Consider the following 26456-nt stretch of genomic DNA (forward strand, 5'->3'; position numbering starts at 1 on the left):
AAAAGGTTAGAAGATTGCGATGCAATATTATGTCGATACGTTCATCTCTACAAGCGACTTATCCTGATCAAGGATGACGCTTGATAAGAGATAAACGATCATGCAACCGGAATCATAAAACATGGCAAATCTTTTCATTGTGACCGATCATACCGATGACTGGCACCAATATTTCCCTTCCGATCAAGTCATCAGTGTTCAGAACTATCTGAACGCCGACTGGAAACCCACCCACAAATCGATTCAGGTTGTGAACTTATGTCGCAGCTATGACTATATGAGTAGCGGTTACTACTGCTCACTCATGGCTGAAGCAAGAGGACACCGGGTGATTCCCCGGGTGATGGCGATTAACGACATCCATCAGCCGTTTCTGCACTCTTCAAATCTGCTCAAACTAAACAAACTCTATCCGTCAGAGCATGAACTAGCGTGCAAAATCTACTTTGGCCGCACCCCGCAAAAAGGGCTGGAGAAGCTGGCGCGTCATTTGTTCGAACAATTCATGATTCCGGTGATCCATCTTGAGCTGTCCAGACATAATCAGCAATGGCACATCAAATCGATTCAGCCATTCCCGTTTCAGGATTTGACTGACCCGGAGCAGGACTTCTTTATTGAATCGCTGGAAAAATTCTCCCAAAAAGTCTGGAAAAATCCGAAGCAGAATAAAGCATCCCGCTATGATCTTGCGATGTTAGTCGATCCGGATGAAAAAATGCCCCCGTCAGATAAGGCAGCTCTGAAACGTTTTCAGAAAGCAGCACAACGCTTAGGCATGAATCTCGAAACGATTACCGCAGAACATCTCTCTCGTTTGGGTGAGTTTGACGGACTCTTTATCCGTGCCACCACCAATATCAGTAACGAGACCTACCGTTTTGCGAAAACAGCCGAGAAAATGGGGCTGGTGGTGATGGATGATTCCGAATCCATTATGAAATGTACCAATAAAGTCTTTCTGACCGAGTTACTGAAACGCAATCACATTCCGGCTCCCAAAAGTGTGATTGTGCAAAGCTTTGACCCGGACTGGCAAGAAAAGCTGCTCTCTGAGCTGTCATTTCCGATGGTGCTCAAAATTCCTGACGGTGCCTTCTCACGCGGGGTGATTAAAGTGACAGATATTGACTCACTCAATCAAGAAGCAGCTTTGCTATTCGAGAAAAGTGCACTGATTCTGGCTCAGGCATTTATGCCGACAGACTTTGACTGGCGGATCGGGATTCTCAACCGACAGGCAATCTTTTCGTGTAAATACATGATGAGCCGCGGCCACTGGCAGATTTACCATCACCATAACAATGGCAGAACCACCTCTGGCAGTTTTGAAACACTGGATCTCAAACAAGTGCCTAAAAATGTCATCGACACCGCGCTGAAAGCCGCCAATTTAATCGGCAATGGCCTATATGGTGTGGATTTAAAAGAGGTTGATGGTCAGGTCTATGTCATTGAAGTCAATGATAATCCGAGTATCGACCACCATGTGGAAGATGCTTTCTTAGGTGACCTTCTTTACGACCGGATTATGACCGAGTTTCTCCGCCGGATTCAGATGCGCGGCTTCTAGACCCATATCCCCGTGCTGTGAGCCACTCACAGCACTTCTTAAGCCACCGTCACGCGGTGGCGAAAGCCTCTTCAGTAAAATGCTGTTGCATATAACGATGTGACACATATCAATTTATTGATGCTATTTATGCGACTCACATCTCAAGTTCATTGAAATGTATTTTTAGTTTCATATTAAAAAGTAAAACTAAACCGTGAAAATAGTTAGTAATTTTGGTAGTGAGTCATCAATTTTGATGAGTTGATTATTCACGAACTAACTCTCACATAATCATGGAAAAACAACGTCAAGTGGGTCAGAAATGAAAGTCAAAAGCTCGTTATCATGCCTTTCGATTGCCATCGGAAGCATCCTCTCGTTATCGGCACATGCCGATATTTTGCTGTCACAATATGTCGAAGGCTCGGGATTCAATAAAGCCATCGAAATTGCCAATACCAGCGATCAATCCAGCTCTCTGGACGGTTATACGTTGGCGAAGTCAGTCAACGGTAATGGCGAATGGGGCAATAAACTCCCTCTCGACGGGCGGACAATTCCGGCCCATGGCGTACTCGTCATTGCCAATAGTCAGGCCAACAGTGACATTCTGGCGGTCAGTCAAGAGACCAATACAACGGTTCTGAATTTTAACGGCAATGACCCGGTTGCCCTACTACGCAACGGTTCAGTGCACGATATGATCGGCACCATGGGGGGCAGCTATTTTGCCAAAGACACCACATTGGTACGTCAATCCAATGCGTTAACCCCTTCGTCATCCTATGTTGAATCGCAATGGACTTCTGCCGCAAAAGACAATATCGACGGGCTCGGCGCTATCGACATCGGTAGTTCTGGCTCAACCTTTACTTGTGAGGGTGAGTCTTTCATCTCAATTCAACAAATTCAGGGAGAAGGTGCCCGCTCGCCCCTGCTTAGTGGTTCAGATAACACCACCGATCAGGAATATACCGTGAAAGGCGTCGTCAGTGCCGTGACCACTGGGCTCACCAAAGGGTTCTATCTGCAAGCACTGCAAGATGACTACAATAGCAATACCTCTGAGGGGCTGTTTATTTACACGGGTCAGTCAGCATCAGCTCTCAAACCCGGTGATGTGGTATGTGCCAAAGGAAAAGTCAAAGAATATTATGATCTGACTGAACTCTCAGCGGACAACAGTCAGTGGATCAAACTGGGAGAACAGCAACCGCCACAAGCGACCGATATTACCCAGACCGAAGGCGATGATAATTTTGCCCAGACGCTGGAACGCTATGAAGGCATGTTAGTCAATCTCCCGGCCAAACTCGACATGCGTGTGACTCGCACATTCAGTTACGACTATGATGCCAGACGCAACAATATGGTACTCGCTCAGGGACGGTTGAATGTTCAGCCTAACCAAAACTTTGCAGCTGGCTCAGAGCAAGCCAAACAGCAAAGCCGGGAGAATGCCCAACATCGTCTGTTTGTAGAATCGGATCAGGTTGCTGATGATGGGCAAATCCCTTACTACCCTCAATTTGGCCGCAGCGATATTGATCAGGACGGCTCTACCGAAGACTATATCCGCATCAATGACACCCTCAGCGGCGCTCAAGGCATACTCACATACAGTTATGGTGAATATCGTCTGATCATGACCAATACCCTGACTCAGGATAATTTCGTTCACAATTCTCCGCGCCGCGCTTCTCCACAACTGAAAGACGGTGGTGATCTGCGTATTGCGACATTCAACGTCCTCAATTACTTCAATTCTCCGTTTGGCGGGGATGCGAACATGCATGGCAGCAACCGCGGTGCAAAAACTGCCGCTGAATTTGAAATCCAGCAACAGAAAATCGTGCGTGCTATCTTGCAGCTCGATGCGGATATTGTCGGTCTGATGGAAATCGAAAATAACGGTTTCGGCGACGGTGGCGCGATTCATCAGTTGGTCGAACAGCTCAATCAACAGATCAGCAAACCGGAAAATCGCTATCAATATGTGGCCATCGATACCAATCAGGACGGCACCATCGATTCACGGGATTCCATCGGTACCGATGCGATTACCACCGGCCTCATCTATCGTAACCAGCGTGTCACACTGACCACCCCACGGATTATCCACATGCCTTCGCAACAAGCACCGGCTGTGTATGATAAAGACGGCAATCTGATCGAAGATGGTAAGAACTACCAGCGTGATTCTCTCGCACCGACCTTTACAGTTCGTAGTAATCAAGGTGGCGAGCAAGCACTGACCATCGCCGTGAACCACTTTAAATCCAAAGGCTCAACCTGTTGGGAAGATGCCGCATCGGTTGAAAATGGCGGACAAGGCCAGCAAGATCCGGATTTCCAAGGCTCATGTGAGAACTTCCGCGTTGCCGCAGCCGTAGCTCTTGGCGAAGCACTGAAAAAGATCCCGGGCCATCAGGTGATTCTCGGCGACCTCAACGCATACGGTAAGGAAGATCCACTCCTGGTTCTGACCGATTACACCCCGGCGAAATATGGCAAAACCATTCATGCCGCCAGAAATACCTTCATCAACGGCAAACCGCAGTTTGGCGATCAAGGTGCTGACATCACGCAGGGTTATGGTTACATCAGTGCGGTCAGTATGATTCATCCTGACAACTGGAGTTACTCATACAATGATGAAGTGGGTTCTTTAGACCACATTCTGATTAGCCCGAGTCTGAAAATGCATGTCATTGATGCCACCGACTGGCATATCAATGCAGCTGAGTCTTCTCTGTTTGACTACAGCAACAAATATAAGGGCGACCTGCCTAAATACCGCGACCAATACCGCGCATCAGACCATGATCCTGCGGTGCTGGAGCTGAAAATGGGCGGCTCAGTCAACGGCATACTTTTAATATCTTTATTCGGGCTACTGGCAATCCGACGCTACGCCTAATCAACACCTTTCTTCAATCAGGGGACGCTTGTCGTCCCCTGTCATTGTTTTGCGACTGGCATTCGCCTGAACCTGAACGTGTCAAACGACACATCTCCATTTTTATCTTTTCTGCCTTTGGCTCCCAGATTTGACGCACAATTGCGTTTCTCAATTTCAGAGACATCGTTACTCAGTGCGCCAGTTCATCTTTCAAAGATGAAAGACGAACCAGAACATCTTTTTTTGTTTGGCTTGGTCACTCGTTGTCCAGAACCAGCTTTTACGGGCGTCCTGCCCGGAAAAGCTTAACCATTCTTCCGTGAATGGTTTTCTTGGTTGGGTGGTTTGTTTGAATAAAGTGAAACATTGAATCAACAAAGCTCAATTGAACAATGCTCTCAGGGTGAAAAATCATGGACGATTTTTCAGGATTGCTTGAGCAGGATGCGAATCAATCCGACCCTGATTATGTGCGCTAAACTCAACCCCGCGGCCTTTTGGGGTACTTTTTCGGCCTTGAAAAAGTATCTGGGGCGCAGTCGGAGATGCTAATGAAATCGCGTAATGGGATTGCGCACCAAACCGCAGAGTCACAATTTTATCTTCCCAGCCTCAGGCTCCCAGATTTGACGCACAATTGCGTTTCTCAATTTCAGAGACATAGTTACTCAGTGCGCCAGTTCATCTTTCAGAGATGAAAGACGAACCAGAAAATCTTTTTTGTTGAGCTTGGGAGTGCGCTTTCCAGAACCAGCTTTTACGGGCGTCCTGCCCGGAAAAGCTTAACCATTCTTCCGTGAATGGTTTTCTTGGTTGGGTGGTTTGTTTGAATAAAGTGAAACATTGAATCAACAAAGCTCAATTGAACGATGCTCTCAGGGTGAAAAATCATGGACGATTTTTCAGGATTGCTTGAGCAGGATGCGAATCAATCCGACCCTGATTATGTGCGCTAAACTCAACCCCGCGGCCTTTTGGGGTACTTTTTCGGCCTTGAAAAAGTATCTGGGGCGCAGTCGGAGATGCTAATGAAATCGCGTAATGGGATTGCGCACCAAACCGCAGAGTCACAATTTTATTTTCCCAGCCTCAGGCTCCCAGATTTGACGCACAATTGCGTTTCTCAATTTCAGAGACATAGTTACTCAGTGCGCCAGTTCATCTTTCAGAGATGAAAGACGAACCAGAAAATCTTTTTTGTTGAGCTTGGGTGTGCGCTTTCCAGAACCAGCTTTTACGGGCGTCCTGCCCGGAAAAGCCTAACCATTCTTCCGTGAATGGTTTTCTTGGTGGAGTGGTTTGTTTGAATTTAGTGAAACATTTCTAACAAACCAACTTCCTGATAATAAAAACGCTGCAATTTTGTACAAAACCTATCTGCATCAAAAAATGTCATGTTTGTGTCAATTTTTTCTGGCGATTTTCTGTAACATATTTAATGCTATGCAGAGTGTTCAGATGCTTACTTGCGAACCAATAGCGCTTATCTGAGATGTTTATGGTGGGTGGAGACGTTAGTCAATCATTTGTGAGTGAGTTAGACAGTGTTGTGCTGTGATTTCTGTTCTGACGCAGTGACATTTTTTACTGGTATTTTGTCTGTGTTTTCATGCGATTAGGACATAAATTTCATCAAATATCAGTAAATTATACAGAAGTATTCCTATAGAGGCTTCTGTATAATAAGCTGTTACAAGTCAAAGAGTGCCAAGAATTGAAGCAAACTAGAAACTTAGAAATTGAAGAAAAAGTATTTGAGATAGCTGATTTAAAGCGTTTCTCGGAGATATTTGATAAACAAAAGCAACTTGCCGAAAAATCAGATCACCATTATCAACTTGAATACTCAATCAGCTTTGAAGACAAAACATCTTTCGATAGTGATTCTTCATCTATTTTTGATGAAAGTTCAATTATCGACACGAAGCGGCCTTTGGATGTGAGGTTCGGTTTTTATAATTACACTCTAGGCAGAAGAATAGATCTTCGGTTAACTCATGGTATGTCAAGCTATGGAAATAATTTAACTGTATCCGGGCAGGAATCTGCGTGGGTTAATGATCAGTTTATGATTTTGAAGGAGCGGATTGATGCCGTTAAACCACAAGGAACATGGTTCTCCAAACATCCTCTTGTTTTAATAAACATAGTCGCGCTTGGTATTGGCAGCTTGGTTATGCTTATCATAGGTGCGCTTGTTAACTTAATGCTACCAGAAACGCCTCTGACTCAAAGTTTATCACCTGAAGCTGTAGAAAAGCTTAAGGGTATTGTTGAGCACTTATCATCTTATAGTGCCGCATTTTATATATTTGGGTGGTTTTGCCGATGGTTTCTTGGCTACATGTGGGGGGCATATGAGATTTCAAAGTGGTTTCTTAAGGCGTGGCCAAGTATAGAGTTAGACTTTGGCGCAGAACATTTGAAAAAGGAAAAGAAAATTCGAGCGAGACTTGCGGCACTAATTTCACTAGTTGTGATTCCATTATTAGTGACCATTGGTCTTGATTTGATTAAAAACCATTTGTAACAAGCGCATGTTGTCGGACTGGTTTTCCGCTACGCTCCAAACCAGCCACAAATGCGTGAGTTAGCTTTCTTTCGCTATATTTAAAAATGGTAAATAGAAAAACAATCATGGAAGTAATTTATGGTAAATAGTAATGCAGGTGTAGAGGGTAGCTCTGGCTATTCGTTTCAGCGCTGCTGTGTTGTCTTTCTTTTATTTGAAGACTATGAAGAGATCAACTCAAATAATTACTTCATTTGCTTGGAGCACCATGAAGATTTTCTATTCGCATTTTTGGATGACAATGGACAGTTAAAAAAAGTTGATACATACCAAGCGAAGAAATCAAGAGATGACTGGAGAACAGACGACGACCTTTGCGAAATTATTGGTAAAATGACGATGGTAGGAAAGGAGCTTGTCAGTGACCCTATTGAAAAGTCTAACGATTATCAACATACATTAAACTTTCTTACCAATCGAAGCATATTATTAACAAGTAAGAAAGAAAAGGGTGAGAAACAAGATAAAGTCAAAGTCCAAGTTTCAAATAAAAGAAAAAAATATTCTGATCTATCGGAAAAAATTAAGAGTAACATTGAATCTCGGATTTGCCAATCAATACATGAAATCACTCAATTAGAGCACGTTTATTTTCAATATATTGATTTTGCTCAAAGCCACAAAAGCTGGCAAAGAGAACTAAAAGGCTTGGCCATTGAGCACTTTGGTCACGAGGTTAACGACCACGAAGCTGTTATTTCTACATTAATGCAATTATTAGAAGATGTAGCGCAAACGTATAATGATGATAATAAAGTTCTTTTGTCTGATCGCAGCAAAAGAGTTACCAAAAATAAATTAGATGAAACATTCAAAATGTTCACTGAAAGTAGAAAATCGTTTGATTTTTGGAGGCAGTATTCAGAGCAAATTTCAGCTCAACTGAATTTAAAACTCCCAATACGTCGAAGAGCCAAAGAGTTGCTTGAAAATTGCTTTGATTATTTTAAAGACATTCAACAAATTGAATATCGAAAGATTTATAAATTTGTTGAAGAAAGAACGGATATCGATGAATTGCACGTAAGTGAAGCTGATTGTATTGTGGATTTATATCACCGCTATCAAGAAGAATTTCAACCTAGATTAGAAAATCATATGGTTTCATTTGCAGTAATTGCAGCGTATGTTGAGACAAGAGGAATGCATGTCTAATTTAATTTTGAAAAGTTTATTGGTTTACTCACCAAGTGACGAGAAAGGCTTTTACACAGATTTCAGTGAATCAGTAAATATCGTTCACGGTCGAAATACTTCAGGAAAAAGCACTCTTATTCAGTCAGTTATTTATGCCATGGGAATAAATTATTCAAAAGATCATTTAAGTGATATTAATAATGATGGTGTTTTTTTTCGTCTTGATTGCGTTCTAAAAGATAATGAAGAATATTATGAACTGGTGTTTGTTCGCTCAGATGACACGTTAGTTTTAAAAAAAGGAAGTGAGCCACCTATAAGGTTTGATGGTATTAATAGTAATAATTCTTTTGAATATGGTAGGTATAAAGATATTTTTTCAAAATTAATTGGTTTTGATTTGGTCTTGCAAAAGCAATCAGAGTTAATCGGCGCACCATTAGAAGCAGCACTGTTACCCTATTATGTGTCTCAATCAGTAGGCTGGGTTTATATACGTGAATCAATTGGAGATTATAGGTTTTATAAGGATTTTAAATTCGATTATTTGGATTATTATCTAGGCATTGAAAATGGTCATGAGAGAATAAATAAATATAATCTTGAGAAAGAGAAAAAGGAACTGAAATTTGAGCTGAGTCAACTTAACTCTTATGAAGATAAAAAAGAAGATTTTAAAGTATCAAAACTACTTGATGATCGTTTTAAAGGCGAAGCTGAAAGCTACTTAGAAAACTATCAACATTTAAATAAAGACTTATCTGAAAAAGAAACTGAACACACAAAGTTATGCAATAAGTTGAGTTTGTTGAGAGGTCGACAAAAGGTATTGACTCAAATAATAGCCAACATCAAGAATCAAAAACCAAAAATTGATCAATGCCCTACATGCAATCAAAGCCTTCCTGGGGATTTGGAAGAATTCTATCTTTATAGCCAAGATATTAATGACGCTTTGAAAGAAAAGGATAATGTAAAAGAACAAATTAAAAAAATCGCAGCGAAATTGAATTCAGTCGAAAATGCTATATCGATATCTAGAACAAAAATAGAGAAAGATTATGCTTTATTACGAAATTTAAAGGCGAGCGATATTACATTTGACTCTTGGCTAGATCACAACGCAAATCTAAGAATGTTAAAAAATATCGCAACCAAGAAAACATCTTGTAAAAAAAGAATTGATGAGATAGATGATGATATAGGAAAAATTGGAAATGGCATTGATATAGATGTTTTGAGGCGTGTCAAGGAAAAAGAGTTTTTTTCTATATTTAAACGCAATGTCTTAGCTTTAGGTGCTCAACTTCCAAAAGAAAACAAATATCATAACTTGTATTCTTTAAGCTCATTTCCCTGTCAAGGTGTTGAACTGCATAAACTATTAATGGCTTATAATTTTTCGTTTTACGAAATGGTCATGAAAAACCAGAACGTTCATAGTTTCCCATTTCTTCTTGATGCTATTTTTAAAGAAGACATTGATACAGAGAGTCGAGGTAATATATTCAATTTCCTTTCTCATGAAACTAAATCCAGTGGGCAGATTATTTTTTCTGTCGCAGAATACAAGGGGGATGAAACTTCATTAGTTCCACTTTTTGATGTTGAGGCTATTAAGAGCCAATATTTTACTGCAGATACAAAATTAATATGTATTGGAGATAGCAAAACAAAGCGCTCATTTCTATCCAAATCAGCTGTTATAGATAGTGAATTAATTAACGATACAATAAGTTTTTTGGAAGTTGTCTGATGTCTAGTCACATTATCCATACAAGACGCTCCAATTGACACAGCGGTCTACGCTCGTTTATGTGCATTTGATGCACTCATTGTTGCACAACACTCACTACAACCGCGGTGCAAATTACACTCACTGAGGATGAAGCGTGGGTTCTATTGGAATTTATGCTGTGTCTTTGAAAGGCTCTACATCAAGATTCTGATCTTAAATATATGGACTTTATTGCTGCATGCAGAGATAGGCTTCGTGATGAAGAGTAATAAGCAACACATAACAAACAAAGGCAGCCTCGCCCTGCGGGCTGGACGCGCTAACGCGCGACGCTGCTTTGGGCGTTCCGGTCATAAAAAGCGAGGCCTATACCGAACTTGCTAACGCTCACCGTTTAGCGAAGCGTTACGCATCACAAGGAAATACATGTCAAAAGTAACATTGAAAAGCTTTATTTTAGTTCCTGAGTCAGAGCTTAAATTAGTAAAAAGTGAGCTGGTAAACCATAAACGTCTTACCCTCGAAGAGACAGGTTGCATCACGTTTAGCGTCATCCAAAATTCGGAAAACCCTCTTCGTTTTGACGTTTACGAAGAGTTTACGGATAAAGCGTCTTTTGAACAACATCAGAAAAGAGTCAAAGCATCTCATTGGGGTAAAGTGACCGTCAACGTAGAACGTCACTATGAGATCTTTGAGTAAACACATAACAAACACCATAGCTTTGAATTGAATCGCATTTTTCTCAGTAATACGCATAAATTAGGGTGTGATGGTATTCTTTGCCTGCACCCTCTTTTATGCTAAAGCCATTCATCACTGACCAAATGTTGCTTTATGAAAACCTCCCTCGATCATCTGCCTGAATTCAAACAGCAAGAGCTTGCCACGATCTCGACTATTTTGCGTGATACGTTGGAAGGCTATCTTGAGGGCAAAACCGGGAGTAAAAGTGAGTTTCGTATCCTGAAAATCATCCTGTTCGGCAGCCACGCCAAAGGGAATTGGGTCAGCGATCCGGTCAATGGTTACATCAGTGATTACGATATTCTGGTGATCGTCAATAAGGCTGCCTTGGTGGAAGATTATGTCGTCTGGCAGCGGGCTGAAGAGCAAATTGATCGCAAAGTGAAATCCGCGCCGTTGGGTTTGATTGTTCACGATTTGCAGGAAGTGAATGAACGATTGCAGCAGGGGCACTACTTTTTCCGGGATATCCGTGAAGAAGGGATTGAACTGTTTACCGCGACACCGAAGCCGCTGATGGAGCCGGGGGATTTAACCGAGGCCGAAAAACGGGAAATTGCCCGTAAACATTATGCACAGTGGTTTAAAAGCGCGAATGCCTTTATCTCCGGTTATCATCACTATTTAAATCAAAAAGAGTTATCGATCGCTGCTTTTGAATTACATCAATCGACGGAACGTTTTTTGGCCTGTGTATTACTCACATGCACCAACTATTTACCCAAATCCCACAATATCGAGAAGCTGAGTAAACTGTGTGCGCAAATCGAGCCTGAGTTTAAGACGATTTTCCTGCTCGACAATAAATTCCACCGCCGCAGCTTCCGTCGCCTGCAACGCGCCTATATCGAAGCCCGTTATTCAGAACATTATGAAATTACCGCAGAAGAGCTGGCTTATCTCGAAGGGAGAGTGTTGCAGTTAAAAGCAGTGGTTGAACGGGTTTGTTTAGCGCGGATTAACGGGGCTTGAGGACACAAAACCACCATTGTTTAACTTTCGTAATTCCCAGCCTTAGGCCCCCAAAACTTGACGCACTATTGTATTTTTCGATTTCAGAGGCATTGATGCCTGTGCGCCAGTTACTATTTTGAACACTAGCGCCGTTTCATCGCCTTACGGTAAACATCACTACGCTCGCGCTTGCCGACGGCTAAGACGGTGACAATAATGACATCGTCTTCGACTTTGTAGACTAAGCGGTAACCCGATTGGCGCAATTTTATTTTGTACATATTGTCAGCGCCAGAAAGTTTTGAGGCTGGCACATGCGGGTTCTCTAATCGCTCAATCAGCTTTTTCTTAAATTGCTGTTGCAGCGTTGAACCAAGCTTTTCCCACTCTTTGAGTGCACTCTTTTTGAATTCAAGTTTATAGGTCATCAATATGAACCGAAATGCTCTCTTCAGATTCACGCTCTTTCGCAATAGCAAGTAGCTCAAGATCTTCGAGTTTATCCATCATCATTTCGTACGCTTCAGCGGGTACGCAATAAAATACTGGCTCATTTCGGTTGAGTACAGCGACCGGTTCACCGTAAGCACTTGTTGCAACTTTCATCGGGTTTGCTTTTAACTCAGTAATACTGGCAGCAACATCAGCCAAAATTTTAGAGGTCATAAACAGGTCTCTTAAATGGTCTTTATATTGGTCATTCTAGTCTCAAGCAAGCGGTATAACAAGAGGTCATCGCATCTATCATTCATTCTCACTCACCTTATGATGAACATGAAAAAGTTGCTCAATAATCCTCCAATTGCTGAACGTGATTCATCAATCAGAAATCGGTTCATGCACTGTCAAACATAAGAATTAGCTCACACCTTCACCAATTTGCATTTGATCCTGAATGGTGAGTTTGTATGTTATTAGCTGAATCGATTCAGTAGAACAACAAATCAAACTCACTATCAAGGAATCAAACGTCATGAAGATCAAACCACTCGTCGCTGCCCTACTTATTGCTGCTCCCGGTCTTGTCAACGCTGCGGAGTTTGTTTTAACTGATGCTGCCGCCAATATTGATGTCGGTGCCTGGAAAATCACCAATAAAGATTTAGGCATTCAACAGCCTTTCTCCGTCGAAAAACGCCAGCTACATGGCGGCAAACAGATGGGAGTTGAAACGTTAGTGATCAACAACGGTGAGTTAGAAATCACCCTGGTCCCCACCCGTGGCATGGGAATATTTAACGTTAAGAAAGATGGCAAACGCATTCTCGGCTGGGATTCGCCGGTCAAAGAGATCGTCAATCCTGCATTTATTGATCTGGAAAGCCGCAATGGTCTGGGCTGGTTAGATGGATTCAATGAGATGATGGTGCGCTGCGGTTATGAGTGGACCGGTCACCCGGGAGTGGACGATAACGGTCAGCTCCTCAGTTTACATGGCCGCCTTCAAAATACCCCGGCTTCAACGGTTAAAGTGACTATCGACGATCAACCGCCTTATACCATTACCGTCGAAGGGGAAGTTTCTGAAAGAACGTTCAAAAAAGCAGAGCTCGTGACGCTTACTTCATTCTCGGTCACTCCCGGCAGCAATCAGTTTGCCGTTCATGACACTCTGACCAATAAAGCCGATTATCAAGATGAATATCAGATCATCTACCACTCTAACTTTGGCCGTCCGATTCTGGAAAAAGGCGCCAAAATTACCGCAGCGGCCAGTGAGATTTCTCCCTTTAACGATTACGCGAAAAAAGGCCTGAAAAACTGGCAAACCTACCTTGGCCCAACCAAAGGCTATGATGAAATGGTTTATAACCTGAAGCCAATCGGTGATAAACAGGGTAACACGCTGGCGGTACTGCATAATCAGGCCGGAAACCTCGGCGTCTCCGTCGGTTACAACATCAAACAGCTACCGGTTCTGACCATCTGGAAGAATACTGATACGCTGCAACAGGGCTATGTCACCGGAATCGAACCGGGCACCAGTTATGCTTATAACACCAAATATCAACGCCCACTGGGGTTAGTCCCTAAAATTGAGGCCGGTGCATCCAAACATTTTGATGTTACATACACAGTATTACGCAACACCGGAGAAGTGGAACAGGCTTTGGCCACTGTGGCAGACATTCAGGGCAAACGTCGCGTCAAGCAGGTGAAAAAACCACTGGTTGATTTAACCAAAGTTCACTGATGATGTTCCTATACTTAATTTGCAATCTCTGATGCGTCATCGACAGAGTGACCAAATATGGTCAAGAGTACATAACAAAAAGACCCGAACGGGTCTTTTTGTTTGTCAGCGAAGATATCAATAATGTGATTCGTGGTGACGCAACGACAACTCTTGCTCAACATTCCTCCTCTATTGGTTGTGATGCTTTTCCCTGACCATTTCAGATACATATTCGATCACCCGGTTACTGGCATGTTCAGCTTTATCGACCACGTCAACCAGACGATGCAATACATCATCATCTGCCAACCAGTCTTCACGCACCAATTTCAGTGCTTCTTGCATATTTTGATGCACCGCTTGATGATGCTCTTCTAAACGGTGGTAGGCGCTTGTCTGACTGAAGGCCTCATAACCTTCACCTTCGTAATACCATTTACCCATCCGACAATTGAAATGATCAACCTGAACTTCTTTCGCTTCAGCACCTTCTCCGTTTGATTCCAGTGCGATATAGCCGTTTTGTTTATAGATGACATGATCCAGTTTAATCAACGACGCAAAAGAGCAGTCTTTGGCCTGATTCATGAGTGAGATAGTTTGTTGTGAGGCATTGGCAACCTTGTCAAAGTTGCTATGAAAATTAGTGACTTCATCGCCGACATTTTTCATTTGTTGCCCGACGGCCAACGTCTGAGACACCATCTCTTCAATCGGGCCAATCAATGAGTTAATAATTTCGCTGATATCCGCGGTTGATCTTCTGGTGCGATCAGCCAGCGAGCGCACCTCATCGGCAACCACCGCAAAACCGCGTCCGACATCCCCGGCACGAGCCGCTTCAATGGCAGCATTTAAAGCCAGCAAATTGGTTTGTTCGGCAATACCGGTAATCACCTTGATGGTATCGGCAATCCGGACACTCTCCTGACCCAACCTTTGTGCAGTCTGTTCCATGCTCACCATCCGCACATTAACATCATCAAGCGCGTGGCGGATATCCCCCACCACTTCACGGCTTTGTACTGCGCCATCGCGACTTTCCGTCGCAATCGTCAGCACATCATCCATCTGATTCGACAAGGTCACCAGTTCTTCCTGATTATTTTTTAGATTGACGATCAAATTGGTGGTATTGAGGTGATGCAATTCACTTTTTAAACGGTTTTTTCGAGAAAAAATATGTGCTTGCTGCATCGATTCAATTGCTTCGTTGATACTGCGCATGGTTTCGAAAAATTCACCGGGCATACCGTCCACCAACCCGCGGCGGTAGAACACCCCCTTACTTGTGCGCTGAAAAGTGTTCGACAACTCTTTAAAATTGGTTTCAACAATATCCAGAAAATCATTCAATGCCCATGCCACATGTCCGACTTCTCCCAGCCCTTTGGTATCGGTAATACGGATATGAACATTACCTTTTTTGGCCTCATTCAAAGTATCACGAATCCGTTTCAGCACCATCAATGGTTGTAGTTGATCCCAATAAGCATAAACCGAAAAAACGATGGTAAATAACGGTAAGAGGCTATTAAAATAGTTGAAGCCGTGATCGTAAATATTGGCAATCGACAACCCGATAATGACGATGGTGAACACTGAACAGACAATCAAAAACTTCTGGCGCTGAAATAAAATATTGCTACTGACCTGACTCGTACTGCGCATCATTCACTCCTTCTAATCTGAACGATGTTGCTGGTAAAGGTCGATGATGTATTCTTCATACTCCATATGATATTGCTGATGAATCAAATCAACCAGCCATCGCCACGAAACTTCAGGCGCTTGTTTTCTTTCAGTGGCCTGTTCCAATTCACGCATTTTTTGATAGATGCCTTCAATGGTTTGTACCGCATCTTTGGGGGCGACCCGGCGTACTGAATAAAAACCAACGACATCTGTGCCGATACGATCCGGCGTGATATTGGCAAAAACCCAGTAGTAATTTTTATCTGAGGTATAGTTTTTCACAAAACCGAAAAACTCTGTTCCTGATTTCAGGGCGTGCCATAAACCATAGAAGACACCTCGCGGCATTGAAGGATGGCGGATCAGATTATGATCCCGCCCCAGCAGATCTGCTTCTACATAGTTTGCGACGCGCATAAATGTGCGGTTTGCGTAGGTGATTTTCCCCTGCAAATCCGTTTTGGTGATAATCAGTTCATTCCGGTCGAATGATACTTCCTGTTCTGTAGCCGCCATACCTCTCCCTAGACAATGCTCGATCCTCTTAAGAAACTATATGCTATGGCTAAAATATGGCAAAGTTTATAGCTTGATACATATCAACTTTCTATGATTCATTTTCTTTACGCTCAAGCCGGAAAATCACAGAATCTATTGCATCGCGATTCGATTACGATAAACTGCTCGCGGACATCTACACTGCCAGACGTATATTTAATTTTTCTTGGTCATCAATCAACACAGAGGTATCTCATGTCAGAACATCAAGTCACCCTCCTCGACGGCGGAATGAGCCGGGAACTGGAACGTCTCGGGGCGCCCTTTCGCCAACCCGAATGGTCTGCTCTTGCTTTGATTGAAACTCCGGAAATTGTCCAACAGGCACATGAAGTTTTTATTCGCAGTGGCTCAGAGGTGATTACCACCAATAGCTACGCCTTGGTGCCCTTTCATATCGGTGAGACCCGTTTTAAACATGAAGCACTGACGCTGGCACAAAAAGCGGGGCAGATGGCTCGTCAGGCTGTTGAAGCCACTCAGACTCACGCTCAGGTTGCCGGCTCGCTACCGCCTTTATTCGGCTCTTATCGTCCGGATTTATATCAAGCAGATCGGGTGGATGAAATTGCTGCGCCGCTGATTCAGGGGCTCAGCGCTTTTGTTGATTTCTGGCTAATCGAAACCCAAAGCCTGATCGCTGAAGCAACCGCAATCAAAGCATCAATTGACCGCTTTAGCGACCGCTCAAAACCGGTTTGGGTTTCATTTACGCTGGAAGATTCAGAGCCGGTTGAGCAACCCGTCATCCGTTCCGGCGAAACCGTCGCACAAGCAGTGCGAGCCTTGGCCGAGCAAAACGTCGGGGCGATTCTGTTCAACTGCTGTCAACCGGAAACCATCGAAGATGCAATTGATGTGGCTCGTAACACCCTTGCTGAGCTCGGCAAAAGTGACATTCAGCTTGGCGCTTATGCCAATGCATTTGCGCCACAGAAAAAAGATGCGGCTGCCAATGAAGAGATTGACGAAATCAGAGCAGATATGACCCCACCAGCGTATGTCGCGTGGGCACAAAAATGGTGTCGCCAAGGCGCTTCACTGATTGGGGGTTGTTGCGGTATCGGCGCGGCACATATTAGTGAACTTCATCAGCATTTGAAATCGTAAACAAGCTCATAAACGAGTCATCACAGACCATCCCTTCCACAACCGACAACCCGAAACCGGGCTGAACAGATTGTCCTCACCACGGATTCAGCACTAAGTGCTGAATCCACATCCACAATTACGTGATATTCGTTCAAAAACTGTCGTCAAATAAGAATCATCATGCACGAAAAAGCATCGATATGATGCGATCGTGTCAATGTCTATTTATTTCGTACAAACGACGCTAATTGTTAATCCAAATCAATGTGCTACTACATGAGATCACGCAATATTGACACCTCAGTAAATAACTCACTCAAAAATGAAACTCTATAGACGTTGGCTCATTCATTTTTACTATAGGACGCCTATGATTCGTTACTACCAAAACAAGAGTATTAACACTCAATTACGAACGATTATGCTCTTTTGCTTAATCATCTCTTTCTCAACCATTGCATTACTCGTATATCGCAGCGCTGCGGGTATTCTTTTAAACGCCACACTCGGTGATCACCAATCCAAAGTTGAAGGGATCGCCCAATCGATATCACAACAGTTTTTCACTTACCTTGATACCACCAAAACACTGGAATCAACATTCCAGAACAGTTATCTGAAAGGATTAATCTGGCAGGATCAGGTCGTTGATTTCCGCGGATATCCGGTGACGGATGTCACCCTCAACGGTAAAAGCGTCATTGGCTCAACAGATGTTGTCGATCAATTCACGCGAGACACCGGTGCCATTGCCACCTTATTTCTGCCTACAGGTCAGGACTGGGTGCGCGTTTCGACCTCACTGAAAAATAAGCAAGGTGCAAGAGCCGTCGGGACTTTGCTGGGTCAATCACACCCAGGGTATGAAAAACTTAGCCGCGGTGAACCCTACTATGCACAAGTGAATCTGTTCGGGACGCATTATCTCACTTACTATAATCCGCTCAAAAACCGTCAGCAGCAGGTTGTCGCGATCTCATTTATCGGTGTCCCTGTGGAAGAAGCGACCACTAAGCTCTTGCGTAATCTCAATCATGTTAAGTGGGGGGAGACCGGGAGTACCATGGTTGTGGATGCACGGGAAAACTCTCAGGGCAAATATTTGCTGAGCGGTGAAAGTACTCAAGCAGACTCAATTCTTGAAGAAAGAGATAGCAACGGGAACATTATTTTTAACGATATTTTCAAGCACGACAATGGCTTGATTCGTTACCAGCATTCAGGCCGTGATGGGATGCAAGAACGCTATCTTGTCTATACCGATATCCCCGGCTGGGAATGGAAACTACTCGGTGGTACTTCGATTGATGAGATCACCGCAGGCAGTCAGGAACTGTTACAACTGATTGTCCTGATTTCATCGCTGGTCGGCGGTGCGACATTTGTCATCATTGCCCTCTTCCTCAGCCATACCATCAAACCGCTGATCAATTTAAGCCACATTATGGAGCGGTTAGGTCAAGGGGAAATCAGCCTGAGTATCAAGACAGGCGCGAAAGAAACCAAGAATGAGATTATCCGGCTGTACAATAGTGCGGCAGCCACAATGACTCAGCTAAGCCAGTTGGTCGGCAATATCCGTTCCACCAGTGATCAGGTTCAGGAGCAATCCGCAGACGTACTGAGTGACGCCAATATCGGACTCACCCAGTCTGAGCGTCAACATGAACAAGTTGAACAGGTCGTCACCGCCATTGAAGAAATGGCAACTTCAGCCAAAGATGTGGCCATGCAGGTCGAAGCGATTGCCGAGAATGTCCGGCAAGCCAATGACAATACGCAATCGGGTCTGAATTTGGTTGAAGATGTTTGTATCGATGTGGCGCAATTGAATGACCAGTTGGCACAATCCTCTCAGGCCATCGATCAACTCAGAACCGACAGTGAAAGCATTCAGACGGTAACGGAAATGATCGATGCAATTGCTGAACAGACCAACCTACTGGCGCTCAACGCGGCAATTGAAGCAGCACGAGCCGGTGATCAGGGACGTGGTTTTGCAGTCGTAGCGGATGAAGTCAGAACCTTGGCTCAGAGAACACAAACGTCAGTTCAGAGTGTGGTCACCATTATCGACAAGCTCAAGCATTCAACCAAAAATGCGGTGCAGATGATGCAACATAGTCAAAATCATGCGGATAACATGCTGACGAAATCTCAAGATGCCGGGACATCACTCGAAACTATCGCGGAGCAGATTCATTCAATTGCATCTCAAGCCCAAACGATCGCAACCACTGCAGAGCAGCAGGCGCAAGTCTCCGCAGATGTCGCCCAAAGTGCTTCAGAAATTAGTCAGTTGAACCAGCAAGGCCAAAAAACCAATGCGAAAACAGCCGAAAGCGCCTCAGCACTGCAATCTCTGGCTGAACACTTGAAACATCAGGTCGATTTTTTCCGTTAACTCGTTTTTCACTCTGAGAGGAAATCAATATCGTTCATGAGTCGTTGCATCGACGACCACCGCCCAAGGCAGTTTAGTGATGACAACAAAAGAAAAGGGCTGCCAAGCAGCCCTTTTCTTCATCCGCCTGATATTGACCCGGCTAAACAGGCTCCGGTTCAAAGATTTCATGATTACTCATCGCCACGAGAGATTTACCCAATAACCATTCCAGCTCTTTCTCTGCATCGGTACCTAATTTCTCTTCGATCAGATGATACATACGTTCCAGCCCCTGACGAGAGACATCAACCGAGCGCTCTGCAGAAATAATATGGTGGAAAAGGAATCTTAAAATCGCGACAAACTGACTGTGTTCCAATGCTTGAATCCAGCTCCGGCGAAACGCAACAACACCATTTTCTAACTCAAGGTAAGAGGTGAAAAGCAGGAAAATCCGGCTATTCAATGCGGTGGCAAAGTCAGTCTTTTTCGGAAAGTGATGGCTGATCCCCGTTCGGGAAATTCCTGTCTGCTGACTGAGTGTCGTATATGACATGCGGTCATAGCCAAGATTCAGCACCTGATAGACGACCGCATCTAAAATTGTCTGAATCGTGACTTCTGTTTCTTCTCTGCTACGCTTAGGCATAATGTAACTCTCTTAAAATTAGGCGAGCCTCACCTTTTCGTAAACACGTTATGCCAAGGTAAGAGGCACTTCACCATGATGATCCATTCAAAAATATGGGAAGCCAAATTGCCTCTCTCCGTTATTTCGGCAATATCGGGGGTCCCAACGTTCAATCAAAAATGAATAAACACCATTCATGCATTTCTCAAGTTACATTCTCGCCACTTCTGCACAGCCACAATATGACTCTCAGTTTATGCGCTGGTATCGTCACCTGACTCTCTCCGATCAGGTCACCGAATTGGAATAGAATGGTGCTCACTCAAGCGCTTGGAATATGACAGCGTCTGAATATAAAGCTCATCATCTCAGATTCATTGATAGGAACAATCATATCACCCGAATTCTGTTACCCCCTTGGCATGAATCCTGATGATTATGAGAGTTGAATCACATATAAATATTTCTGATGCGTCATACATCACCATTGTCACACAAAATCAACGTGTTACTAGGGGCTGTTGACCTTTCGTAATGGTTTTTGCAGCAATTTGTCGTGCATTTAGTCAAGGCAGGTCATGTGAAGTGTAGCGATCTACATGAATCATGACCTAACGCTGGATAAATGAGCGACAAATGCTGCCCAGAGGGTTCATCTGAACGTGTCTTGCTCTTTGTTGCGGGTCATTTGCTTAGGATACTAAGCGGCATGCCCCGCGCCGCGATCAATACCCGTTCAGATTGAACAAAATTCAACCACGAAAGGTCAACAACCCCTAAACAACCCGCATTTCATCGAACTATCAATTCCCCCGCTGGGACAAAATACGAGTCAGGAGCAAAAACTGGTGGTGATACCAACATCACTGCAATACAATTTAAAATCCGACGCTTCAAGAAGCGTGTCATGCACAGGACGCTTATCCATTGTGATAAATCAACTTGTTGGCAGTGATTCAGGTATATACTCGGGCAATGGTGTGCCTGCCACACAATCGGACACTCGGGTACCAGTTCCTGAATAATGGGGTAACTTTATGAATACAAATGACAATATAGAAAACGAAATCTGCGAAGCCTGTGGAACATTCGGTGAAATTGGCTACATCATCAAAGAAGGTGACGATGTTGCTGAAGTCACTGTACTCGCCAATGGCGCGGCAGCACTTCAGGCTGAACTTGACCAATATATTGCGCTGGCAAAACAGGTCTGTGCTGATGTGAAATATGAAACTACACCGATTACGGAAGATGCCCAAGAGCTCCATGCCCGTTTTCAGTTTGAAGTCAGTGCCGAAAAACTGATTTTCGAACTCAAATCCCGCTCACTTGCCCGCGGATAACTGATCCATATCGTCTGACAACGAAGAATCTCCGTCACTGAACATTATCGAGTTTTGTGAGTAATGACCACAGATACAGATACCTTGTGTCTGTGGTCAATTTTTTGATATATCCTCCCCGAAGAGGTCTCTCAGCCAGTCACTTCCACTGTGATTTTGTACGCATCTTCCAGCATTGCAAGCCCCCCATCAATCGGCCATACTGCATCTATAGATCCTTTTCATATTCCGCATTTTTATGTTCAGTATTTTTATATCCAACTTTTCTATCCCTAGATACAGAATGCGTACGCTTCTGACTTTATTGATTGGATTACTGAGTCTCGGTTTGCACCAAATCGCTACGGCTCAAGGGCTGAATCATCACCAGATCCTCAATTATCTGGATAACTACGGTAATTTAGATCTCAGCGGCAAACCAATTACTGAATTACCGTCCGGTATGGTGATTAAACGGGATCTGAATATTTCCCGAACCCCGATTCGTGCGCTGCCAAGAGGTATTGATATTCAAGGGGGGCTGATTGCAACCAACTGCCAGTTAGAAACCGTGTATCCCGGCACCAAAATTAAAGGCTATGCCAGTTTCCTCGGCTCCAAAATCAAACGTTGGCCACGTGGCGTGCAGGCCGGTGGTTATCTCAATTTTACCGATACACCTCTAGAAAAACTACCAGCCAGGCTCAGAGTCAAAGGAGATTTGAGTGTGATCCGCACACCGTTAACCGAGCTACCTGACGGCCTGATTGTCGAGGGGAATTTATATATTGGCGGCTCGGGCATTCATGCATTCCCGGAAACAATGACCGTGAAAGGCAATATCTATCTGGGGGGAAACGCTATTCAGAAATGGCCGAAGAATCTGACCCTCGGTGGTGCCGTAGCAAGATAATCTTGCTACGGTCAATCACCAGTCTATTGTGGCTCATTCACGTGGTCTGAAGCACTTTGAGTGGCGGTTAAGTCTGGCTGTCACTCAGCTTGTGACTTGTTTTTCACCGGGTTGGCATAACTGGCAAGCAGATACTCATGCGCACCTTCCGGCAAACATGCGAGTTTTTGGCTGAGTATCTCCCGGGTCACTTGAGTCACTTCATCACTTTCGCATCCCGCGGCCAAGAGATTAATGGGAAATAACTGATAGTGCTGATGAATCTGCCGATCAATCTCACTGGCCAAAGCATCCGGTGTCGCGAAATCTTGGTCGATCACTTCGCCAAATGCGACATGAATACGGCCTTTTTCACCGATAATTCCCTGAATGATGCTCTCAATATCTTCAAATTCCCGTTTTTCATAAGCCCCTAGCGTCGCTTTTTCATACAACTCTTTGGCTTTGGCCAGATCACAAGGATCATTTTCGTAAGCAATCGCAACCGGCACAATTTTCAGCGACTTGATATAAGTTGCAAAATCGATTTTTTTACTGCGCCCTTCCACATGGAACATCTTCAGAATAGCCGGATCGGTAAAATCATTGCCGTCTTTTGCCCGGCCTTCACGTTGGGCAATCCATATGGAATGACCTGTTTCCAACGAATTTTTGATATAACCGGACAATGTTGCCAGCGCTTTCATCATTTCGCGTGGCCCTTTGGCAGAACGTTTCACAATAAAACTTTTATTCAGTTTCATCAGTTCGGTGGCACACGGTTTACGTAATAGGTTGTCACCAATCGCGATTCTCACCGTCTGATGCCCGGAAACATGTAAACCATAGTTAACCAGTGCCGGATCCATCGCAATGTCACGGTGATTCGACACAAACAGATACGCCTGATTTTTATCCAGTTTGTCCAGCCCGGAATAGGTCACGCCACCCGTTGTGGTTGCTAATGTTTGATCAAGATATTTTTTTACTTCAAGCTGAATCGCCTCAACGGAAGTCAGTTTCCGCCATTTGAGCTTGAGATACATTTTTACCCAAGGGCTCATCAGGGTTTGCATCCAACCGGCACGGTGCTTGAATCGATGCTTAACAATTGCATGAATAAATTCATCGTCTTGAATGAGACGATTGATAGCTGCAGGAATTTCGTCATCTTCATAAGGACGAATCTCTGCATAAGGATCGGTGATTGATGTCATTATAATACTATTTGATTCGAAAAAAACTGGCTCATTCTACGCACACTTCCTCTTGTTCGCAGCTATTGTTAGAAAACAAACACACTGGTCTGACCAGAAAGAGAGTTCTTCTTGAATGTGATAATGAAACCGATCACATCCTTTTGCTCATAACTATTTTTCATTCTATCACCTTCGACACAACCTTTTGTCATCACCGGCGCACCCAAGAAAAAGCAACGCGTTGAGTATAGCCTAGTTTATTTGGTTTTTACGGACGGACAAGTTAACCTATGCGCGTTTGAAAAAGAGAGACTCGCCATGCACTACGCCATTCAAGTTGATTCCACTACAACCGACTATCTACAGATCACCGCCCGGAAAAAATCTCTGAAACACGTTTTGCTGCTCATCGAGCAAGGTACAGTGCTCTTAAAACTCGGTAAGTATGAATATGCGGCAACGACGCAACAAGCCCTGTGGATTCCCTGTCAGTGTCTCCATGCGCTGACTATTTTTCCGCGGACCCGCCTGACACGCATCGAATTTTCGGCCCGCCTGCGCCACAATTTCCCGCTACAGGCAGGGTTTGTCACCCTGAGTCCGTTATGTCGTGCGGTATTGGCACGTCTCACTGATACCACACCGCAAATGGCAGTCCACCGTCATCTGCTCGGTGTGCTCACCGATGAAGTGTTACAATTTGCTCCTGAGCTGCGTGAAAACAAATTCAGCCATTTACTCAAGCAATGGCAAACACAATATCCTCACCCCGTTGAAGGTATATCTCCGGAAGTTCATCTCATCTTGTTATTACGCGAAGCACAGAAAAAGATGCAGTCTGGTATGGCAGCGGCACAGGTCGCGAATCAACTGTTTGACGGACAACTGGCACAGCTATATCAGTTACGCGAGAATTTGCTGGGATTAAACAGCGACATCAGATCATAGCGTCATGCAACGAATCAGGCGCATCGTTCACGGATACGCCTGTTCGATAGAATGATATCTTAATAACTGATCTCCAGATCAGTATCCGGAACACAGCAACACGCTAAGACCATTCCGGCCTGACGATCTTTATCTTCCAGCGCAGGGACATCCGGCTGCGACACCCGCCCTTGGGTCACTTTCACCCGGCAAGAGCCACACAACCCGGCCCGGCAACTATTGCTAATCGCAATCCCTTGATCTTCCGCCTGTTCAAGTAATGTCTGTTGATTATTGCCCGCCACTTGCTGACCGTTAATCGTCAGAGTCACATTCAGATGCGGACGTTCAGCAATTTTTTGCGCGCCGAATGCTTCCTGATGATAATAGTTTGCTGGCAAACCGGCTTTCATCAGCAAATTTTTCGCTTTTTGCATAAAACCGTCCGGCCCGCAGACAAACACCTGACGCCGTTCCGCATCTTGCACCTGCCGCAGATGCGATAAAGAAAAGCGCCCTTTCAAGCCAAACCAGTCCTGCGGTGGTTGGGTGAGAGAAATTATCACCTTCAAACCAGAATGCTGATTGTTCAGCAGTTCTAACTCTTCACGGCACGGAATATCATCCACCGAACTGCATTGATGATAAAACACCACATCCCGGATTTGTTGATGATCTGCCAGATAGCGTAGCATCGACAGCATCGGTGTCACCCCACTGCCGGCTGACAACAGCAGCAACGGTGAATGCGATGAATCTGATTGCAAATGGAACTGACCATTCGGATCTTGTGCCTGAAGGACATCTCCGATTTGAAAATGATCGAGCAACCAGTTCGATACCCGCCCGCCATTCATCCGCTTGACGGAAATTGCCAACCGCCCCGGCCGGGACGGGCTGGAAGAAATCGTATAGTGACGATGGATCGTTTCGCCATTCACGGTTAACGCAATCGGTAAATGCTGTCCCGGCAGATAAGTCAGGGTTTTCCCCTGCTGCGGCTCCAGCCAGAATGTAACAAAATCCCGGGCGATCTCTTCTTTCTCGACACAAGTCATGGTTTGCCACTGTGGCTGCTCATCGGGATATTGTTCTTTATCTTTATATTCCAGCACTTCAACCACGTCATCAACCTGCACCATGCCCGCAGTCCGAACCACCATATTCTGACCAAAGAACACGCCCCCGGATGTGCCACGCCGGAATTGCATTAATGTTTTCAACGGCTCTTGTGACGCCCTCAACTGACCGAGTTCCGGCTCAACGGTAGTTAAAATACAACGTTCACAGGGTTTGACCAGTTCAAATTCAGCCGTCCCGATCCGAATACGCTTCCAACTATCTTCGGCAAATGGTTCGGTGCCCGCCACGACAATATTGGGTCTGAACTGCTGCATCACATGCTGTTCAGGACTGCGGCGATTCAGTTCATCCAACGAGCCCTGACTGATAATCAGCAAAGGATAACCATCAGCAAACCCAACCGTATTACCGACCGATTCACGATAGCGTTGCGAATGTTCACCGGTAAACACCAGTTCAGCCTGCCGGTCAATCACCTGACTGAACCAATCGTTGGCTTCATCGGTGGTCGTATAAGCTGTGAAGGTATCACGCCAGACCGTGGTGGCGACTTCCTGCATTTTAAAATCGGCATAGCGAATATGCAGTGGCGGTAGCCCTTCGGCCTGAAACATGACGCCGTCCGGCATCAGTGCCGAACGCACCGTCACCAAGCGGGGAAACTTTCTGGCGGTCACCATGCTTCCGTCCGCTAACGCCAGCATAAAACGTCGGTCAAAGGCCAGCCCTTCTTTATCCGCCCAGCTTTGTGATAGTGAAATCCCACCCACGGATTTCACCGGATAAACATGAATCTGATCGACTTTTGCTGACATGCTATTGCTTTCCTTGGTTCTTGAGTAGTAGCGGATAAGCATATCATGATCAATCATGCATCCAAGCACAACCGC

The 26456-nt window shown here is 44.5% G+C and carries 21 protein-coding genes; 13 read left to right on the plus strand and 8 right to left on the minus strand.

All coding sequences use genetic code 11. The features are described from left to right. Positions 1-121 precede the first annotated feature (121 nt). The 7 genes from VR7878_RS06685 (at position 122) to VR7878_RS06725 (ending at position 11623) form a co-directional block, all read left to right on the plus strand. Positions 122-1573: a RimK family ATP-grasp domain-containing protein gene (locus VR7878_RS06685; protein WP_077334599.1), complete on the plus strand. Its 1452-nt coding sequence runs from the start codon at positions 122-124 to the stop codon at positions 1571-1573. A 304-nt stretch (positions 1574-1877) separates the two neighbouring features. After that, entirely contained in the window at positions 1878-4475 is a 2598-nt protein-coding gene (locus VR7878_RS06690) for an ExeM/NucH family extracellular endonuclease (RefSeq protein WP_077334600.1), read from the plus strand. A 1696-nt stretch (positions 4476-6171) separates the two neighbouring features. Beyond that, the gene (locus tag VR7878_RS06705; protein ID WP_077334604.1) at positions 6172-6987 is read left to right on the plus strand and encodes a hypothetical protein; all 816 of its coding nucleotides are present in this window, start codon (positions 6172-6174) and stop codon (positions 6985-6987) included. A 120-nt stretch (positions 6988-7107) separates the two neighbouring features. Next, a complete protein-coding gene (locus VR7878_RS06710) occupies positions 7108-8184 on the plus strand; it encodes a dsDNA nuclease domain-containing protein (RefSeq protein ID WP_077334606.1) in 1077 nt (358 codons plus the stop codon). Further along, positions 8177-9922 (plus strand): P-loop NTPase family protein, encoded by a 1746-nt coding sequence (locus tag VR7878_RS06715; protein WP_077334608.1) that lies wholly within the window; start codon positions 8177-8179, stop codon positions 9920-9922. The genes VR7878_RS06710 and VR7878_RS06715 overlap by 8 nt, the downstream gene beginning before the upstream one ends. Before the next feature lie 408 nt (positions 9923-10330). After that, positions 10331-10606, plus strand: coding sequence for a putative quinol monooxygenase (locus VR7878_RS06720; RefSeq protein ID WP_077334610.1), 276 nt, complete (start codon positions 10331-10333; stop codon positions 10604-10606). A gap of 135 nt (positions 10607-10741) precedes the next feature. After that, positions 10742-11623, plus strand: a complete 882-nt coding sequence (locus tag VR7878_RS06725; RefSeq protein ID WP_077334612.1) for a HEPN domain-containing protein — start codon at positions 10742-10744, stop codon at positions 11621-11623. Positions 11624-11748: 125 nt separating this feature from the next. Here the strand turns inward: VR7878_RS06725 and VR7878_RS06730 are convergent, their stop codons facing one another. Together VR7878_RS06730 and VR7878_RS06735 are read right to left on the minus strand one after the other, a co-directional pair. Further along, a complete protein-coding gene (locus tag VR7878_RS06730; RefSeq protein WP_077334614.1) occupies positions 11749-12033 on the minus strand; it encodes a type II toxin-antitoxin system RelE family toxin in 285 nt (94 codons plus the stop codon). Beyond that, the gene (locus VR7878_RS06735; RefSeq protein ID WP_038184259.1) at positions 12023-12271 is read right to left on the minus strand and encodes a type II toxin-antitoxin system Phd/YefM family antitoxin; all 249 of its coding nucleotides are present in this window, start codon (positions 12269-12271) and stop codon (positions 12023-12025) included. Before VR7878_RS06735 ends, VR7878_RS06730 begins: the two co-directional genes overlap by 11 nt. Positions 12272-12578: 307 nt before the next feature. Here VR7878_RS06735 and VR7878_RS06740 point away from each other — a divergent pair, with 307 nt between their 5' ends. After that, positions 12579-13799: an aldose 1-epimerase family protein gene (locus VR7878_RS06740; RefSeq protein ID WP_077334616.1), complete on the plus strand. Its 1221-nt coding sequence runs from the start codon at positions 12579-12581 to the stop codon at positions 13797-13799. A gap of 171 nt (positions 13800-13970) precedes the next feature. Here VR7878_RS06740 and VR7878_RS06745 read toward each other — a convergent pair whose 3' ends face one another. Together VR7878_RS06745 and VR7878_RS06750 are read right to left on the minus strand one after the other, a co-directional pair. Continuing rightward, a complete protein-coding gene (locus VR7878_RS06745) occupies positions 13971-15455 on the minus strand; it encodes a methyl-accepting chemotaxis protein (protein ID WP_077334618.1) in 1485 nt (494 codons plus the stop codon). Positions 15456-15464: 9 nt separating this feature from the next. After that, complete coding sequence (locus VR7878_RS06750; protein WP_077334620.1) at positions 15465-15992, minus strand: PAS domain-containing protein; 528 nt, start codon at positions 15990-15992, stop codon at positions 15465-15467. A gap of 237 nt (positions 15993-16229) precedes the next feature. Between VR7878_RS06750 and VR7878_RS06755 the strand changes: the two genes are divergently transcribed. Both VR7878_RS06755 and VR7878_RS06760 read left to right on the plus strand, forming a co-directional pair. Further along, the gene (locus VR7878_RS06755) at positions 16230-17144 is read left to right on the plus strand and encodes a homocysteine S-methyltransferase family protein (protein WP_205409431.1); all 915 of its coding nucleotides are present in this window, start codon (positions 16230-16232) and stop codon (positions 17142-17144) included. 352 nt (positions 17145-17496) lie between these two features. After that, on the plus strand, positions 17497-19530 hold the full coding sequence (locus VR7878_RS06760) for a methyl-accepting chemotaxis protein (protein ID WP_077334622.1): 2034 nt from the start codon (positions 17497-17499) through the stop codon (positions 19528-19530). Between the two features lie 24 nt (positions 19531-19554). Here the strand turns inward: VR7878_RS06760 and VR7878_RS21060 are convergent, their stop codons facing one another. Together VR7878_RS21060 and VR7878_RS06765 are read right to left on the minus strand one after the other, a co-directional pair. Then, entirely contained in the window at positions 19555-19701 is a 147-nt protein-coding gene (locus VR7878_RS21060) for a hypothetical protein (protein WP_159440439.1), read from the minus strand. Next, a complete protein-coding gene (locus VR7878_RS06765) occupies positions 19673-20161 on the minus strand; it encodes a TetR/AcrR family transcriptional regulator (protein ID WP_077334624.1) in 489 nt (162 codons plus the stop codon). Before VR7878_RS06765 ends, VR7878_RS21060 begins: the two co-directional genes overlap by 29 nt. Before the next feature lie 1019 nt (positions 20162-21180). Between VR7878_RS06765 and VR7878_RS06770 the strand changes: the two genes are divergently transcribed. Then, positions 21181-21486, plus strand: coding sequence for a YfcZ/YiiS family protein (locus tag VR7878_RS06770; protein ID WP_077334626.1), 306 nt, complete (start codon positions 21181-21183; stop codon positions 21484-21486). 283 nt (positions 21487-21769) lie between these two features. Continuing rightward, positions 21770-22378 (plus strand): leucine-rich repeat domain-containing protein, encoded by a 609-nt coding sequence (locus VR7878_RS06775; RefSeq protein ID WP_077334628.1) that lies wholly within the window; start codon positions 21770-21772, stop codon positions 22376-22378. Positions 22379-22458: 80 nt separating this feature from the next. Here the strand turns inward: VR7878_RS06775 and VR7878_RS06780 are convergent, their stop codons facing one another. Further along, the gene (locus VR7878_RS06780) at positions 22459-23574 is read right to left on the minus strand and encodes a 1-acyl-sn-glycerol-3-phosphate acyltransferase (RefSeq protein ID WP_077334630.1); all 1116 of its coding nucleotides are present in this window, start codon (positions 23572-23574) and stop codon (positions 22459-22461) included. A gap of 300 nt (positions 23575-23874) precedes the next feature. Here VR7878_RS06780 and VR7878_RS06785 point away from each other — a divergent pair, with 300 nt between their 5' ends. Then, complete coding sequence (locus VR7878_RS06785; protein WP_077334632.1) at positions 23875-24504, plus strand: cupin domain-containing protein; 630 nt, start codon at positions 23875-23877, stop codon at positions 24502-24504. Between the two features lie 59 nt (positions 24505-24563). On the opposite strand, the gene VR7878_RS06790 is transcribed toward VR7878_RS06785, so the two are convergent. Further along, on the minus strand, positions 24564-26381 hold the full coding sequence (locus VR7878_RS06790) for a hybrid-cluster NAD(P)-dependent oxidoreductase (RefSeq protein ID WP_077334634.1): 1818 nt from the start codon (positions 26379-26381) through the stop codon (positions 24564-24566). Positions 26382-26456 lie beyond the last annotated feature (75 nt).

The organism is Vibrio ruber DSM 16370 (assembly GCF_900163965.1).
GTDB classification, from domain to species: domain Bacteria; phylum Pseudomonadota; class Gammaproteobacteria; order Enterobacterales; family Vibrionaceae; genus Vibrio; species Vibrio ruber.

What these genes read in the sequence shown, in the direction of transcription:
- VR7878_RS06790 (WP_077334634.1), bottom strand. Translation starts at nt 26,381, where the DNA reads ATGTCAGCAAAAGTCGATCAGATTCATGTTTATCCGGTGAAATCCGTG.
- VR7878_RS06690 (WP_077334600.1), top strand. Translation starts at nt 1,878, where the DNA reads ATGAAAGTCAAAAGCTCGTTATCATGCCTTTCGATTGCCATCGGAAGC.
- VR7878_RS06775 (WP_077334628.1), top strand. Translation starts at nt 21,770, where the DNA reads ATGCGTACGCTTCTGACTTTATTGATTGGATTACTGAGTCTCGGTTTG.
- VR7878_RS06725 (WP_077334612.1), top strand. Translation starts at nt 10,742, where the DNA reads ATGAAAACCTCCCTCGATCATCTGCCTGAATTCAAACAGCAAGAGCTT.
- VR7878_RS06765 (WP_077334624.1), bottom strand. Translation starts at nt 20,161, where the DNA reads ATGCCTAAGCGTAGCAGAGAAGAAACAGAAGTCACGATTCAGACAATT.
- VR7878_RS06735 (WP_038184259.1), bottom strand. Translation starts at nt 12,271, where the DNA reads ATGACCTCTAAAATTTTGGCTGATGTTGCTGCCAGTATTACTGAGTTA.
- VR7878_RS06715 (WP_077334608.1), top strand. Translation starts at nt 8,177, where the DNA reads ATGTCTAATTTAATTTTGAAAAGTTTATTGGTTTACTCACCAAGTGAC.
- VR7878_RS06710 (WP_077334606.1), top strand. Translation starts at nt 7,108, where the DNA reads ATGGTAAATAGTAATGCAGGTGTAGAGGGTAGCTCTGGCTATTCGTTT.
- VR7878_RS06740 (WP_077334616.1), top strand. Translation starts at nt 12,579, where the DNA reads ATGAAGATCAAACCACTCGTCGCTGCCCTACTTATTGCTGCTCCCGGT.
- VR7878_RS06720 (WP_077334610.1), top strand. Translation starts at nt 10,331, where the DNA reads ATGTCAAAAGTAACATTGAAAAGCTTTATTTTAGTTCCTGAGTCAGAG.
- VR7878_RS06770 (WP_077334626.1), top strand. Translation starts at nt 21,181, where the DNA reads ATGAATACAAATGACAATATAGAAAACGAAATCTGCGAAGCCTGTGGA.
- VR7878_RS06745 (WP_077334618.1), bottom strand. Translation starts at nt 15,455, where the DNA reads ATGATGCGCAGTACGAGTCAGGTCAGTAGCAATATTTTATTTCAGCGC.
- VR7878_RS21060 (WP_159440439.1), bottom strand. Translation starts at nt 19,701, where the DNA reads ATGAAATCTTTGAACCGGAGCCTGTTTAGCCGGGTCAATATCAGGCGG.
- VR7878_RS06685 (WP_077334599.1), top strand. Translation starts at nt 122, where the DNA reads ATGGCAAATCTTTTCATTGTGACCGATCATACCGATGACTGGCACCAA.
- VR7878_RS06785 (WP_077334632.1), top strand. Translation starts at nt 23,875, where the DNA reads ATGCACTACGCCATTCAAGTTGATTCCACTACAACCGACTATCTACAG.
- VR7878_RS06730 (WP_077334614.1), bottom strand. Translation starts at nt 12,033, where the DNA reads ATGACCTATAAACTTGAATTCAAAAAGAGTGCACTCAAAGAGTGGGAA.
- VR7878_RS06750 (WP_077334620.1), bottom strand. Translation starts at nt 15,992, where the DNA reads ATGGCGGCTACAGAACAGGAAGTATCATTCGACCGGAATGAACTGATT.
- VR7878_RS06755 (WP_205409431.1), top strand. Translation starts at nt 16,230, where the DNA reads ATGTCAGAACATCAAGTCACCCTCCTCGACGGCGGAATGAGCCGGGAA.
- VR7878_RS06760 (WP_077334622.1), top strand. Translation starts at nt 17,497, where the DNA reads ATGATTCGTTACTACCAAAACAAGAGTATTAACACTCAATTACGAACG.
- VR7878_RS06780 (WP_077334630.1), bottom strand. Translation starts at nt 23,574, where the DNA reads ATGACATCAATCACCGATCCTTATGCAGAGATTCGTCCTTATGAAGAT.